A 14,085-nucleotide genomic window follows, 5' to 3' on the forward strand; every position below is an offset into this window, starting at 1 on the left:
TTCGGGCGGACGCGGCGCGGTGATCGACAGGATCGGACAGGCGACGTCTGCGCATGCGTCGGGTTCGCGCGCCGCCTGCCGTGATCCGGATTCAATCCTGATCGATGCAGGAGACTTGCTTGGGGTCGGGCATCCACAGGTAGCACAGCAGCGACACCAGCACGCACGCGGACACGTACCAGAAGAACCAGGTTTCGTGTCCGATGCTTTTGGTCCACAGCGCGATGTACTCGGCCGTGCCGCCGAACAGGGAGACCGTGATCGCATAGGGCAGGCCCACGCCGAGCGCGCGGATGCCGACCGGAAACAATTCGGCCTTGGCCACCGCGCTGACGGACGAATACAGGCTGACGATCAGCAGCGCGGCCGAGATCAGCACGAGCGCGCTCCCGATGGTCTCGACCGTCTGCAGTGCCTGGAAGATCGGTACGGTGCAGAGCGTGCCGAGCACGCCGAAGGCGATCAGCAGCGGGCGGCGGCCGACCCGATCCGACAGGCCGCCGAACACCGGTTGCACCAGCACGAAGAACAGCAGGCTGATCACCGATACCATCGACGCGTCCGCTTTGCTCATGCCTGCGCTGTTGACGAGGAATTTCTGCATGTAAGTCGTATACGCGTAGAACGCGACCGTGCCGCCGAGCGTCAGGCCCGCGACGATCAGGCATTCGCGCTTGTGCCTGAGCAGTTGCGCAACGGACGCCTGGCGGCGCTTGCTGTGCCGGTGCTGCTCGAACGATTCCGTTTCTTCCATATTGCGGCGCAGGAAGATCGCAACGCAGGCCATCAGCGATCCGATCAGGAACGGAATGCGCCAGCCCCAGCTCTCGAGCTGCGCGGTGCTCAGGAAGAACTGCTGCAGCATCACCAGCACCGCCATGGCCAGCAGCTGGCCGAGCGACAGCGTCGCGAACAGGAAGCTGGAATAGAAGCCGCGGTTCGTCTTGTCGGCCATTTCGCTCAGATAGGTGGCCGAGCTCGCGTATTCGCCGCCCAGGCTCAGGCCCTGCAGCAGCCGCGCGAGCACCAGCAGAACGGGCGCAGCCAGGCCGATGCTGTTGTAGCCCGGCGTCAGGCCGATGATCAGCGAGCCCATGCACATGGCCAGCACCGAGACGAGCAACGCCGCCTTGCGACCCTTGCGATCCGCGTACATGCCGACCAGCCAGCCGCCGATCGGCCGCATGATGAAACCGACGGCGAAGATGGCCGCGGTATTGAGCAGCTGCGCTGTCTGGCTGCCGTTCGGAAAGAACACCTTGGCGAAATACAGCGAGAAGGCCGAATACACGTACCAGTCGTAGTACTCGATGAGGTTGCCGACCGATCCGCTGAAAATCGAGCGAAGCCGGGTGAAGGTTCCGGCTTGCCGGACGTCGGGGGCAGTTGCAAGGGGACGGACTTGCGACACGTAAGGTCTCCGGTTTCGATTGTCTTCATGGCCCGCGCGAGTGCCAGCGGCGGGCGAGACGCTCGCAATCGGGTGCAGCAAGGGTAAGGGCGGCAGCGATCGGCAGAAAGCGAAATAACCGGAACAAGTCTGTTCGCTTTATGGAAAGTCTGAAAGGGCGAGGGCGGCGAGCCGCCATTGGCGTGGCGCGCGTCGCGCCTGTTCGTCCAATACTTGATGTGCCTGCGGGCCGTCGTGCCCGGTGATTTCGCCTGGGCACGTTCGGAGTGAGGTTCTCGGGGCCGGGAAAAGAAAAAGGCCCTCGGCTTTCGCCAGAGGGCCTTTGTTCTTTCGGGCACACACACCGATGAATCCTGGTGGGCGGTACTGGGATCGAACCAGTGACCCCTGCCGTGTGAAGGCAGTGCTCTACCGCTGAGCTAACCGCCCGAAGAAGATGAAATTATGTCAGAGCTTTTCGGGTTCGTAAAGCACTTTCTGCAAATTTTTTTCCTGACCTTCGCACAAGTCCGTCAGCCGCCCGCGGACGGCTCGATCAGGTCGAGGATCGACCCGTCGCGCTTGAGCGTCGCGAGCACGATGCTCGAATTGATCGACATCACGCCCGTCGCGCGGTGCAGCTTGTTGATCACGAAATCGGAGTAGTGGTCGAGGTCGCGTGCCCGCACCGTCAGCACGTAGTTCGAGCCGCCCGTGACGATCTGCGCGGACACCACCTCCGGCCACTGCCGGATCGCGTCGACGAACCGGTCGTGCCACTCGGGCACGTCCGGCCGCATCGACACGTGCACGAGCGCCTCGAAGGCGACCCCGACCGCCTTCGGCTCGATCGTGCAGCGGTAGCCGGCAATTGCGCCGCGCTCCTCGAGCAGTTTCACGCGCCGCAGGCACGCGGACGGCGACAGCGCGACGGCGTTCGCGAGGTCCTGGTTGCTGATCCGTCCGTCCCGCTCGAGCTGCCGCAGGATCCGCATGTCGGTTCGGTCGAGGTGCATGTCGCAGATTCCGTGAGATTTTGAGATGGGTGTCGCAGACTCTACTGCAAACGACGGGAATCGTCATCGAAATATGAAGCTCATTCTATTTCGTCCTCGATAACATGCCGCTCATACGTCAACCGCACGTCGATCGCGCCGCCGGATGCGCAAGCGTCGCCGGCCGGTGCGGCTGAATGCGGCGAAACGCGCAGCGACCCCTTCCAACCTCAATCGTCTTCCCGTCATGTTCGATCACATTCCCGCCTATCCGGGCGATCCGATCCTGTCGCTGTTCCAGGCATTCCAGCAGGATGCGCATCCGCACAAGGTCAATCTCAGCATCGGCCTCTACTACGACGACGCGGGCAAGATTCCGGTGCTCGACAGCACGCGGATCGCGGCCGAGCGCTTGCGCACCGCCGGCGCGCCGCACACCTATCTGCCGATGGAAGGTCTCGCCGCCTACCGGCAGGGCGTACAGCGTCTCGTGTTCGGCGCCGACTGCGCGGCGCTGGCGCAAGGGCGCATCGCGACGCTGCAGACGCTCGGCGGGTCCGGCGCGATCCGGCTCGGCGCGGAGTTCATCAAGCGATATTTCCCGGACAGCGCGGTCTGGATCAGCGATCCGACCTGGGACAACCACCGCGTGATCTTTTCGGCGGCGGGTCTCGACGTGCATGAATATCCGTACTACGACGCGCAGACCAACGGCCTTCGCGTCGATGCAATGCTTGCAACGCTCGACGCGCTGCCCGCGCGCAGCGTCGTGCTGCTGCAGCCGTGCTGTCACAACCCGACGGGTCTCGACCTGAGCCGCGACGCGTGGCGCGCGGTGATCGACGTGCTCGCGCGGCGCCGGCTGATTCCGTTCCTCGACATGGCCTACCAGGGCTTTGGCGACGGTCTTGCCGACGACGCGTGGGCCGTGCGCGCGATGACCGACGCCGGGCTGCCGGTGATCGTCGGCAACTCGTTCTCGAAGAACTTTTCGCTGTACGGCGAGCGCGTCGGCGGCCTGTCGGTCGTCTGCGCGAGCGCGGGCGAGGCGGCGACCGTGCTGAGCCAGATGCAGGCCGGCGTGCGCCGCACCTATTCGAGCCCGCCGCTGTTCGGCGCGCAGCTCGTCGCGACGGTACTGAACGACGACGCGTTGCGCGCGCGCTGGGAGGAAGAGGTCGCCGGCGTGCGCGCGCGCATCAAGCGGATGCGCGGCGCGCTGAAGGCGCGGCTCGATGCGCGGCTGCCGGGCCGCGCGTTCGACGCGCTCGTCACGCAGCGCGGAATGTTCAGCTACACGGGCATCGGCGCGGCCGATGTCGACCGGCTGCGCGAAGCGCACGGCGTGTATCTGCTGCGCTCGGGCCGGATGTGCCTCGCGGGCCTGAACGACGCGAACGTCGACCGTGTCGCGAACGCAATCGCCGACGTGCTCGGCGCCATGCGCGATGCGGCCTGAGCGGATCGTTCGACACCAGAAACGGAGTTCACGATGCCAGAACTGATTCCGGTCGACCTGCCGAAGCTCGGCCAGCCGTTTTCATGGGCGACCCGCGCGGGCGGCCTGATGTTTACGGGCCACGGCCCGGTCGACGCGGCCGGCGCGATTGCCGGCGACACGATGGCCGATCAGGCGCGCGTCACGCTGTCGAACCTCGCGAAGGCGGTGGCGGCCGCTGGCGCGACGATGGGCGACGTCGCGCAGGTGCTCGTCTACCTGTCCGACGTGAAGGACATGCCCGAATTCGATGCCGAATACCGGCGTCATTTCCGCGAGCCGTACCCGAACCGCACGTGCGTCGGCGTGCAGGGCTTCGCGCATCCGGCGATGCGCGTCGAACTCGTCGCCTACGTCGCGCTGCCGCCGCCGCGCGCGTAGCGCGAGACGGCAACCGCATTACCCCACACACATCACGACAACAAGGACTGGAGGAGAAGTTGGAAAAGCATCATCGATTTGCAGTGCAAATGATTGCAGGCCTGCTCGCATCGGGCAGCGCGCTTGCGCAAAGCAGCGTCACGCTGTACGGGATCGTCGACCAGAGCGTCCGCTACACGACGCACGCGAACGCATCGAACGAAGCCAGCGTGCAAATGACCAACGGCGCGATCACGAACAGCCGCTGGGGCCTGAAGGGCAGCGAGGCGCTCGGCGGCGGACTGAAGGCGATCTTCCAGCTCGAAAGCGGCTTCGAGCCGCAGAACGGGCAGGTCGACGGCGCGTTGTTCGGCCGCTACGCATACGTGGGGCTGTCGAGCGACTGGGGAACGGTCAAGCTCGGCCGGCAGGCGACCGAGGCATTCAACCTGTTCGGCGATCTCGATCCGCTTACGGTCGGCAACTATACGGCGAACATGTGGGCGTACTTCCTCACGCAGGGCCGCGCGAGCAACGTCGTCAGCTACGACGGCACGTTCGGCGGGGTGAACGTCGGCGCGAGCTACGGCTTCGGCGGCGTCGCAGGCAGCATGAGCGCGAACGCGTACTGGGGCACGCACGTGTCGTACACGCTCGGCGGGCTGATGGTCGGCGCGACCTACCAGCAGGTTCGGGACACGAACAGCCGCGCGCAGCAGGCGTGGGGTGCGGGCGCGCGCTACGCGTTCGGCGCGGCGACGCTGTACGCGGGCTATCTCGGCGGCGCGGACCGTTCGGGCGTGCTCGACGAGGCGCTGCTGAACGCGCCGAACCGTCAGGTGGCCTACGGCTCGTTCGCCGACAACCCGCGCCGCGACCGGATCTTCTATACGGGCGCCAATTATCAGTTCACGCCTGCCGTATCGGTGACAGGCGTGGTCTACTACGACGACATCAGGAACGTGAACGGCGTCGCCGGCAACGGCGGCAAGCGCTACACGGGCGTGCTGGAAGCCGAGTATGCGCTGTCGAAGGCGACGCAGGTCTATGCGACGGTCGACTACAACAAGGTGTCGGGCGGTGCGTTCACCGAAATGCCGGGCCGCGGCAACCAGACGGGCGTCGCGCTCGGCCTGCGCCACATGTTCTGAGTGCGCGGCGTGTGGCGCATGGCGGCCGCTCCGTCAGGCGCCCCGCGCCGCCACGGTTTCGCGACGACAATCGATTTCGAACGAGGTCATTCGATGAATTCAGAAGGGCAATTCCATCACATCGCGGCGCGCGAGCAGGGCCTGCGCCGCACGCTTTCCGCGCGCCAGATGGCGATGATCGCGATCGGCGGCGCGATCGGCACCGGGCTCTTTCTCGGCAGCGGCTTCGCGATCGGCTTCGCCGGCCCGAGCGTGCTCGTCAGCTATGCGATCGGCGCGTTCATCTCGCTGCTGCTGATGGGCTGTCTCGCCGAGATGACGGTCGCGCATCCGACGTCCGGTTCGTTCGGCGCGTATGCCGAGCATTACGTGAGCCCGTGGGCGGGCTTTCTCGTGCGCTACGCATACTGGGCGTGCATCGTGCTCGCGGTCGGCACCGAAGTGACCGCGATCGCGCTGTACATGAAGTACTGGTTCCCGGGCGTGCCGGGCTGGCTGTGGATCGTCGGCTTCTCGGCGCTGCTCGTGTTCGTCAACGCGCGCAGCGTCGACGTGTTCGGCTCCGTCGAATACGCGTTCTCGGTGGTGAAGATCGCGGCGATCGTCGGTTTCATCCTGCTCGGCGCGTACGTCGTGTTCGGCAATCCGGAACTGGTCGGCGGCGGCGCGGCGCGGGCGGGCTTTCATCACTACGTCGATCGTGGCGGCTTCTTCCCGAAAGGCGTATGGGGGATGTGGGTGGCCGTCATCGTGTCGATCTTCAGCTACCTGAGCATCGAGATGATTGCGGTGGCGGCCGGCGAAGCGCAGGATCCCGAACGGGCGGTCACGCATGCGTTCCGCTCGACGATCGTGCGGCTCGTGCTGTTCTATCTCGTGACGCTCGCGCTGATGCTCGCGATCGTGCCGTGGACGGCGGCCGGGCGGGACGAGAGCCCGTTCGTCAAGGTGATGGAGGCGATCCACTTGCCTGGTGCCGCGGGGCTGATCAACTTCGTCGTGCTGATCGCCGCGCTGTCCGCGATGAACAGCCAGCTCTATATCACGACGCGGATGATGTTCAGCCTGTCGCGGGCGGGCCACGCACCGAAGGCGCTCGGTGAAGTGAACGCGCGCGGCGTGCCGCTCGGCGCGCTGATGCTGTCGACACTCGGCATCGCGCTCGCGACGGTCCTGAGCGTGCTGTATCCGGATGCATCGTTCACGATCATGATGGCGGTGTCGATGTTCGGCGCGCTGTTCACGTGGATGATGATCTTCGTCACGCATTATTTCTTCCGGCGCCGCCGGAGCGCGAACGGCCTGCCGCCGCCCGCGTTCCGGATGCGCGGCTTTCCGCTGCTGACGCTGCTCGGCGCGGGCCTGATGCTCGCGGTGATGGTGACGACGTATTTCACGCCGGAATTCCAAATGACGCTGATCTTCGGCATCCCGTTCCTTGCCGTGCTGTCCGTCGTGTACGGCGTCTGGTACCGGCGCGCGCAGCCGGTGCTGCAGCCTGGCGCGGAGTAGCGGGAGCAGCGGGAGCAGCGGGTCCGCGGTCAGCCCGCGAGCGCGGGCAGCGCGCCGATCGACGCGCGCAGGTAGTCGGCAAAGCGCAGCGCGACCGGCTCCGCGGTCCCGCTGCGCTTCAGCTCGAACGTGCGCGATTCGAGCGACCCATCCTTCAGCGGCCGGAATGCGAGCCGTTCGCTCTTCACCTGCTGCAACACGCGCGGCACGAGCGCGACCTGCCGGCGCCGCGCGAGCCGGTGCGCGGCGGGCAGGCAGCAGACGAACGGCTCCGCATAGATCGGCGTTGAATCGACCTCGGGCGGAAAGTGCCCCCAGTGCGCATAGCCGAGGTCGATCTGGCCGCGCTGGACTGCCTGCATCTGCGCCTGCGTGTTCATTTCCGACAGCACGATCTCGACGCCCGGATAGTCGGCCTCGAAGCGCCGCGCCGCATCGGGCAATCCGCGGTACAGCATCGAATGGACGAAGCCGATCCGCAGCCGGCCCGCGAGGCCGGGCGCCGAGCGCACCGTCAGGCGTTCGGCCTCGGCCGCCTGTCGCGGGCATGTGCATCTCGACGATCCCGTCGGCGATGTTCTACGGGGCGGTTGGCGGCGTGCTCGCGCGCGTGTTTTCGGCCAACGTCCGCTATACGGGGCTGTCGCTTGCGGACCAGTTGAGCGCGCTCGTCGTCGGCGGCGGCACGCCGGTGCTCGCGCAGGCGATCCTCAACGCGACGGGCAGCATCGTCGGCGTCGCGATCGCGTCGGGGCTCTATGCGTTCGTGTCGCTCGTCTGCATGCTGGCGCTGCTGAACCGCACCGGCTATCGCGCGGACGAGCTGTCGACAGCCGAGCGCAGCGACGCGGCGGAGTGGGGCGCCGAAGCCGCCGCGAGCGGGGCGGCACAGGCGGAGGAAGGCCGTGCACTGAAGCCGGCAGGGTGAGTCGCGCGGGACGCGATCGCGCCGATTTCGTCCGTCCCAAGTGAAAGCGGCACCGTGCAATCGCACGGTGCCGCTTTGTTCTCGCCGCGAGGCCGACCGCGGGCCGGCGCGCGAACGCGTGTCGTCAGCCTTCCGTCGGCGGCACGTAGCCGGACGCCTGGTCCGCGCCTTCGCCGAAGAAGTACTTCTCGGTCTGCTTCATCAGGTACTGGCGCGCGCGCGGGTCGGCCATGTTCAGGCGGTTCTCGTTGATCAGCATCGTCTGCTGCTTGAGCCAGCCCTGCCAGGCTTCCTTCGACACGCTTTCGTAAATGCGCTTGCCGAGCTCGCCCGGCAGCGGCGGGAAATCGAGACCTTCAGCTTCCTTGCCGAGCTTCGCGCATTGGATCATTCGAGCCATCGTGTACTTCTCCTGTAATCGGTCTGGGGGGAGGGCAGTCGTGCCTGCGCTCAGAGCTGCTTCATCAGCACGAGCGACTTGCGCTGCCAGTTATAGAGTTTGCGGCGGTCCTCCGGCAGATCGTCGACGTTTGCCTTGACGAAGCCGCGCTTGAGGAACCAGTGCTCGGTGCGCGTCGTGAGCACGAAGATGTGCGTGAGGCCGCGCGCCCGCGCGCGTTGCTCGACGCGCTTGAGCAGCCGCTCGCCGTCGCCGGAGCCTTGCGCCTCGGGCGCGACGGTCAGGCACGCCATCTCGCCGATCTTCTCCTGCTGGTACGGATACAGCGCCGCGCAGCCGAACAGCACGCCGTCGTGCTCGATCACCGAGAAGTGGTCGATGTCGCGTTCGATCTGGTGGCGGCCGCGGCGCACCAGCGTGCCGTCGGTCTCGAGCGGCTCGATCAGCGACAGGATGCCGCCGACGTCGTCCGGCGTCGCCTCGCGCAGGCTCTCGAGGTTCTCGTACGAGATCATCGTGCCGACGCCGTCGTGCAGGAACAGTTCGAGCAGCATGCTGCCGTCGAGCGACTGCGGAATCAGGTGCGCGCGGGTCACGCCGCCGCGGCACGCGCGGATCGAGTGTTTCAGGAAGAACGCGTCGTCGCCCTGGACGTTTCCGGAGTCGAGCAGATCGGCCGCCGCGTCGAGCGACATTTCGCGGATCAGCTCGCCTTCGTCGTCGACGATGCCGGGCCCGTCGGTCAGGAACACGATCTTGTCGGCGCGCAGCGCGATCGCCGCAGCCGACGCGACGTCTTCCATCGACAGGTTGAATGCCTCGCCCGTCGGCGAGAAGCCGAGCGGCGACAGCAGCACGAGCTTGCGGCTCGCGAGCGAATGGCGGATCGATTCGGCGTCGATCTTGCGCACGATGCCCGTATGCGCGAAATCGACCCCGTCGAGGATCCCGACCGGCCGCGCCGTCACGAAGTTGCCGGACACGACGCTGATGTGCGCGTGCGCCATCGGCGAGTTCGGCAGGCCCTGGCTGATCGCGGCCTCGATGTCGAGACGCACTTCGCCGGCCGCTTCCTTCGCGGATTCGAGCGCGCGCGCATCGGTGATGCGCAGCCCGTGCGAAAACTCGGATTCGACACCATGCAGGTTCAGCTGCTCCTCGACCTGCGGCCGCGAACCGTGCACGAGCACGATCTGGATGCCCATCGCCTGCAGCAGCGCGATGTCGGACACCAGTGCGTTGAGGAGCCCCTGCTGAACGACCTCGCCGCCGAAGCCGACGACGAACGTGTTGTTGCGAAACTTGTGGATATAGGGCGCGACGGATCGCATCCAGTCCACGAACTGGGCGTGGCTGGCGTCCGAATCGTCGGGGGCCGCGGGGGGCGCGGCGCCGGACTGGGCGGGGGGGAGGTCGGTTTGGGAATTCATGGCCGGGATTATAATGCGCCCCCATGTCGAATGTACCTAAAAGTCCCGCGCCGACGCGGGCCAACGCGCCGTCGGGCCGGCACCCGGATGGTGCAGCCGACGCGCGCCAGTCCGAGGGCCAGACGCCACGCACGCCGACCGGCAATCCGCAGGGCGGGCCGCAACGCGAACGACGCAGCGAGTCGCAGGGCCAGCCGCAGCGCCAGCCACAGCGCGAGCCGCAACGGGAACGGCGCGACGCGCCGCGCGAGTCCGCCGCGCCGGACGCGCGCCCGCCGCGCCGCGAGCGCTCGCCGCGTGCAGCCGTCACACCTAACCCCGTCCCGCCGATCACGTTCCCGGAAAGCCTGCCGGTGTCGGGCAAGCGCGACGAAATCGCCCGCGCGATCGCCGGTCATCAGGTTGTCATCGTCTGCGGCGAGACGGGCTCCGGCAAGACCACGCAGTTGCCGAAGATCTGTCTCGCGCTTGGCCGCGGCCTCGGCGCGGGCGGCACGGGCCTGATCGGCCATACGCAGCCGCGCCGGCTCGCCGCGTCGTCGACCGGCCGCCGCATCGCCGAGGAGCTCGGCACGCCGTTCGGCGAAGTGGTCGGCTACAAGGTGCGCTTCACCGACAATCTCGCGCCGGGCGCGTCCGTCAAGCTGATGACGGACGGGATCCTGCTCGCCGAGACGCAGACCGACCCGCTGCTGAAAGCGTACGACACGCTGATCATCGACGAGGCGCACGAGCGCAGCCTGAACATCGACTTCCTGCTCGGCTACCTGAAGCAGATCCTGCCGAAGCGCCCGGACCTGAAGCTGATCGTCACGTCCGCGACGATCGACGCCGACCGCTTCGCGCGCCATTTCGGCAGCGAGGAACGGCCGGCGCCGGTGATCGAGGTGAGCGGCCGGCTGTATCCGGTCGAGATGCGCTACCGCCCGGTGGCCGAGGACCGTCCGGCCGTGAAGAACGCCGAGGGCACGGCAAGCCGCGACCGCGTGAAGACCGCGCGCGAAGCCGAGCGCGACCTGATGGACGCGATCGTCGACGCGGTCGACGAGCTGTGCCGCGAAGGTTCGGGCGACGTGCTCGTGTTCCTGCCCGGCGAACGCGAGATCCGCGACGCGGCCGAGGCGCTGCGCAAGCATCACCCGCCGCACACCGAGATCCTGCCGCTGTTCGCGCGGCTGTCCGCGGCCGAGCAGGACAAGGTGTTCAAGCCGTCGAACGCGCGCCGCATCGTGCTCGCGACGAACGTCGCCGAGACGTCGCTGACGGTGCCGGGCATCCGCTACGTCGTCGATACGGGCCTGGCGCGCGTGAAACGCTATTCGTACCGGAACAAGGTCGAGCAGCTGCAGGTCGAGTCGATCTCGCAGGCCGCCGCGAACCAGCGCGCGGGCCGCTGCGGCCGGGTGGCGGACGGCATCTGCATCCGCCTGTATGAAGAAACGGATTACCAGGCGCGTGCGCGCTTCACCGATCCGGAAATCCTGCGCTCGTCGCTCGCGTCGGTGATCCTGCGGATGAAGTCGCTGCACCTGACGGCGATCGAGGCATTCCCGTTCCTCGAGCCGCCGCCGGGCCGCGCGATCGCGGACGGCTACCAGCTGCTGAACGAACTCGGCGCGGTCGACGACGACAACGCGCTGACGCCGCTCGGCCGCGAGCTTGCGCGCTTGCCGCTCGATCCGCGGGTCGGCCGGATGATCCTCGGCGCGCGCGACCAGCAGTCGCTGCGCGAAGTGCTGATCATCGCGAGCGCGCTGTCCGTGCAGGACCCGCGCGACCGGCCGATCGACGCGCAGGAGCAGGCCGACCAGGCGCACCGCCGGTTCGCCGACGAGCGCTCCGAGTTCCTGCAGTGGCTGAAGATCTGGGCGTGGTTCGAGGACGCGGTTGCGCACAAGAAGTCGAACCGCCAGCTGATCGACGCGTGCCGGCAGAATTTCCTGTCGCACCTGCGCCTGCGCGAATGGCGCGACGTGCATTCGCAGCTGCTGACCGTCGTGCGCGAGCATGGCTGGCGCCTGAACGAAGCCGACGCGACCTACGAGCAGGTCCATCTGGCCCTGTTGACGGGCCTGCTCGGCAACCTCGGCCTGAAGGCCGAGGACGAGCCGCACTACCTCGGCGCGCGCGGGATCAAGTTCTTCCTGTGGCCGGGCTCGGCGCTCGCGAAGAAGGCGGGGCGCTGGGTGATGGCGGCCGAACTCGTCGAGACGAGCCGGCTGTACGCGCGCTGCCTCGCGAAGATCGAGCCCGAATGGATCGAGAAGGTCGGCGCGCACCTGCTGAAGAAATCTCTGTCCGAGCCGCACTGGGAAAAGCGCCCGGCGCAGGTGAGCGCGTTCGAGCGCGCGACGCTGTACGGGCTGCCCGTCTACCACCGGCGGCGTGTCGCGTTCGGCAAGCAGGATCCGGCGCGCGCGCGCGAGCTGTTCATCCGCGGTGCGCTCGTCGACGGCGAGTTCGACACGAAGCTCGCGTTCTTCGCGCACAACCGCAAGCTGCTCGCCGACATCGAGCAGCTCGAGCACAAGTCGCGCCGGCAGGACGTGCTGGTCGACGACGAGCTGATCCACGCGTTCTACGACCAGGCGATTCCGGAAGGGATCCACACGGGCGTCGCGTTCGAGCGCTGGTATCGCGACGAGGTGAAGAAGTCGGGCCAGCCGGAAGACAAGCCGCGCCTGTTGTACCTGTCGCGCGACGACCTGATGCGTCACGAGGCGGCGGGCGTGACGACCGAGCTGTTCCCGAAGCGCGCGACGATGGCGGGTGTCGAGATGGCGCTCACGTACCACTTCGAGCCGGGCGCGCCGCGCGACGGCGTGACGCTCGCAGTGCCGCTCTACGCGCTGAACCAGGTCGATGCGCGCCGCTGCGAGTGGCTCGTGCCGGGGATGCTGAAGGAAAAGGTGCAGTTGCTGCTGAAATCGCTGCCGCAGAAGCTGCGCCGTCACTGTGTGCCGCTGCCCGAGTACGCGGCCGGCTTCGTCGAGCGCACGGGCCGCGAGCGGTTTGGTGCGGGCGGGCTCGTCGAGGCGCTGATCGCCGACGTGCGCAATGAAACGCAGGTCGCGATGAAGACGAGCGACTTCAAGCTCGAGACGCTGGCCGCGCACCTGTTCATGAACTTCAAGGTGATCGACGAGCACGGCCGTCAGCTCGCGATGGGGCGCAATCTCGCGCAGCTTCGCCAGGAGCTCGGCGCACAGGCGCAGCAGCAGTTCCAGAAGATCGCCGCCGCGGCGACGATCACGGCCGGCGGCGACGCCGATGTGGCCCCGTCTGCTGCATCGTCCGCCGCGCTGTCCGCTGCTGCCGGCACCGGCAAGGGGGGCAAGAGCGGGAAGGGCGTGCCGCCGCCCGCGCCCGCGCCGGCCGACGCAGGCGCGACGGCGCTCTACGAGAACCTGACGACGTGGAACTTCGGCAAGCTGCCCGAGCTGCTGGAAATCCGCCGGCGCGGGCAGACGCTGTACGGCTACCCGGCGCTCGTCGACCGCGGCACGCATTGCGACGTCGAGGTGTTCGATTCGCCGGAGGAGGCCGCGCGCATCCATCGCGCGGGGCTGCGGCGGCTGTTCGCGCTGCAGCTGAAGGAGCCGATCAAGTACCTGGAGAAGAACCTGCCGGGCCTGCGCGAGATGGCGATGCAGTACATGTCGCTCGGCACGCAGGACGAGCTGCGCGACCAGGTGATCGACACCGCGCTCGATCGCGCGTGCCTGCAGGATCCGCTGCCCGACGACGACGCGAGCTTCCACGCGCGCCGCGACGAGGGCCGCAGCCGCCTGAACCTGCTCGCGCAGGAGATCGCGCGGCTCGTCGGGCAGATCCTCGCCGAATATGCGGGGCTGGCGAAAAAGCTCGCGCAGGCGAAGCCGTTCGCGTCCGCGCATGCGGACCTGCAGCAGCAGCTCGCCGCGCTCGTCGGCAAGCGCTTCGTGATCGACACGCCGTACGCGCAGCTTGCGCACTTCCCGCGCTACCTGAAGGGGATCGCGCTGCGGATCGACAAGCTGAAGGCCGATCCGGCCCGCGACGCGAAGCAGTTCGCGGAGCTGCAGCCGCTCGTGCAGCAGTACCAGCGCGCGGTGTCGCAGCGCGGCGGCGTGGCCGATGCGCGGCTCGCGGAATTCCGCTGGCTGCTCGAGGAGCTGCGGATCTCGCTGTTCGCGCAGGAGCTGCGCACGCCGATGCCGGTGTCGGTCAAGCGGCTGTACAAGGTCTGGGAGTCGATGCAGCGCTAAGGCCTGTTCCCGCTGATAACGGGCTTGCGCTGACCGCCGGAACGGTCGCGCGCAAGGAATGGGGCGAAGCGAATACCGGGCGCATTGGCAGTGAGGGCAGCGAGGGCAGTGAGGGCAGTGAGGGCGGCGAGCATGACGCTGCGATCGGGCCCTTCTGGTGGCCGGCCCCAAGAA

Annotated in this window: 9 protein-coding genes, 1 tRNA gene and 2 pseudogenes; 6 read left to right on the forward strand and 6 right to left on the reverse strand. The window is 67.5% G+C overall.

Annotated features, from left to right (window positions below; translation table 11 throughout):
* Window positions 1-91: 91 nt before the first annotated feature.
* From ACV22Z_RS08655 to ACV22Z_RS08665, 3 genes are all read right to left on the reverse strand, one after another.
* Entirely contained in the window at window positions 92-1,411 is a 1,320-nt protein-coding gene (locus ACV22Z_RS08655; RefSeq protein ID WP_448075910.1) for an MFS transporter, read from the reverse strand.
* Window positions 1,412-1,765: 354 nt separating this feature from the next.
* A tRNA-Val gene (locus tag ACV22Z_RS08660) sits at window positions 1,766-1,840 on the reverse strand.
* A gap of 83 nt (window positions 1,841-1,923) precedes the next feature.
* Window positions 1,924-2,406 carry an Lrp/AsnC family transcriptional regulator gene (locus ACV22Z_RS08665; RefSeq protein WP_448075911.1) on the reverse strand — a complete coding sequence of 161 codons (483 nt, stop codon included), beginning with the start codon at window positions 2,404-2,406 and terminating at the stop codon, window positions 1,924-1,926.
* A 226-nt stretch (window positions 2,407-2,632) separates the two neighbouring features.
* On the opposite strand from ACV22Z_RS08665, the gene ACV22Z_RS08670 reads away from it, so the two are divergent.
* The 4 genes from ACV22Z_RS08670 (at window position 2,633) to ACV22Z_RS08685 (ending at window position 6,906) form a co-directional block, all read left to right on the forward strand.
* Complete coding sequence (locus tag ACV22Z_RS08670; protein WP_448075912.1) at window positions 2,633-3,844, forward strand: amino acid aminotransferase; 1,212 nt, start codon at window positions 2,633-2,635, stop codon at window positions 3,842-3,844.
* 33 nt (window positions 3,845-3,877) lie between these two features.
* On the forward strand, window positions 3,878-4,264 hold the full coding sequence (locus ACV22Z_RS08675) for a RidA family protein (protein WP_448075913.1): 387 nt from the start codon (window positions 3,878-3,880) through the stop codon (window positions 4,262-4,264).
* 89 nt (window positions 4,265-4,353) lie between these two features.
* The gene (locus ACV22Z_RS08680; RefSeq protein ID WP_448076376.1) at window positions 4,354-5,394 is read left to right on the forward strand and encodes a porin; all 1,041 of its coding nucleotides are present in this window, start codon (window positions 4,354-4,356) and stop codon (window positions 5,392-5,394) included.
* Window positions 5,395-5,487: 93 nt separating this feature from the next.
* Window positions 5,488-6,906, forward strand: a complete 1,419-nt coding sequence (locus ACV22Z_RS08685) for an amino acid permease (protein WP_448075914.1) — start codon at window positions 5,488-5,490, stop codon at window positions 6,904-6,906.
* Window positions 6,907-6,935: 29 nt separating this feature from the next.
* Here ACV22Z_RS08685 and ACV22Z_RS08690 read toward each other — a convergent pair.
* A pseudogene (locus tag ACV22Z_RS08690) lies at window positions 6,936-7,445 on the reverse strand (LysR substrate-binding domain-containing protein); the annotation flags it as partial.
* On the opposite strand from ACV22Z_RS08690, the pseudogene ACV22Z_RS08695 reads away from it, so the two are divergent.
* Window positions 7,445-7,834 (forward strand): annotated as a pseudogene (locus ACV22Z_RS08695) (MFS transporter); the annotation flags it as partial. The pseudogenes ACV22Z_RS08690 and ACV22Z_RS08695 sit on opposite strands and share 1 nt — an antisense overlap.
* A gap of 124 nt (window positions 7,835-7,958) precedes the next feature.
* Here ACV22Z_RS08695 and ACV22Z_RS08700 read toward each other — a convergent pair.
* The gene (locus tag ACV22Z_RS08700) at window positions 7,959-8,234 is read right to left on the reverse strand and encodes an oxidative damage protection protein (protein ID WP_009692666.1); all 276 of its coding nucleotides are present in this window, start codon (window positions 8,232-8,234) and stop codon (window positions 7,959-7,961) included.
* Between the two features lie 50 nt (window positions 8,235-8,284).
* Window positions 8,285-9,664, reverse strand: a complete 1,380-nt coding sequence (gene argA / locus ACV22Z_RS08705; RefSeq protein WP_448075915.1) for an amino-acid N-acetyltransferase — start codon at window positions 9,662-9,664, stop codon at window positions 8,285-8,287.
* A 23-nt stretch (window positions 9,665-9,687) separates the two neighbouring features.
* On the opposite strand from argA, the gene hrpA reads away from it, so the two are divergent.
* The gene (gene hrpA / locus ACV22Z_RS08710; protein WP_448075916.1) at window positions 9,688-13,911 is read left to right on the forward strand and encodes an ATP-dependent RNA helicase HrpA; all 4,224 of its coding nucleotides are present in this window, start codon (window positions 9,688-9,690) and stop codon (window positions 13,909-13,911) included.
* The last annotated feature ends 174 nt before the right edge of the window (window positions 13,912-14,085 follow it).

This window comes from Burkholderia sp. PU8-34, from assembly GCF_053427725.1.

Bases quoted from the DNA above. Each gene is read 5' to 3' on its own strand.
- ACV22Z_RS08675 (WP_448075913.1), top strand. From the start codon at position 3,878: ATGCCAGAACTGATTCCGGTCGACCTGCCGAAGCTCGGCCAGCCGTTT.
- argA (WP_448075915.1), bottom strand. From the start codon at position 9,664: ATGAATTCCCAAACCGACCTCCCCCCCGCCCAGTCCGGCGCCGCGCCC.
- hrpA (WP_448075916.1), top strand. From the start codon at position 9,688: ATGTCGAATGTACCTAAAAGTCCCGCGCCGACGCGGGCCAACGCGCCG.
- ACV22Z_RS08670 (WP_448075912.1), top strand. From the start codon at position 2,633: ATGTTCGATCACATTCCCGCCTATCCGGGCGATCCGATCCTGTCGCTG.
- ACV22Z_RS08685 (WP_448075914.1), top strand. From the start codon at position 5,488: ATGAATTCAGAAGGGCAATTCCATCACATCGCGGCGCGCGAGCAGGGC.
- ACV22Z_RS08680 (WP_448076376.1), top strand. From the start codon at position 4,354: ATGATTGCAGGCCTGCTCGCATCGGGCAGCGCGCTTGCGCAAAGCAGC.
- ACV22Z_RS08700 (WP_009692666.1), bottom strand. From the start codon at position 8,234: ATGGCTCGAATGATCCAATGCGCGAAGCTCGGCAAGGAAGCTGAAGGT.
- ACV22Z_RS08665 (WP_448075911.1), bottom strand. From the start codon at position 2,406: ATGCACCTCGACCGAACCGACATGCGGATCCTGCGGCAGCTCGAGCGG.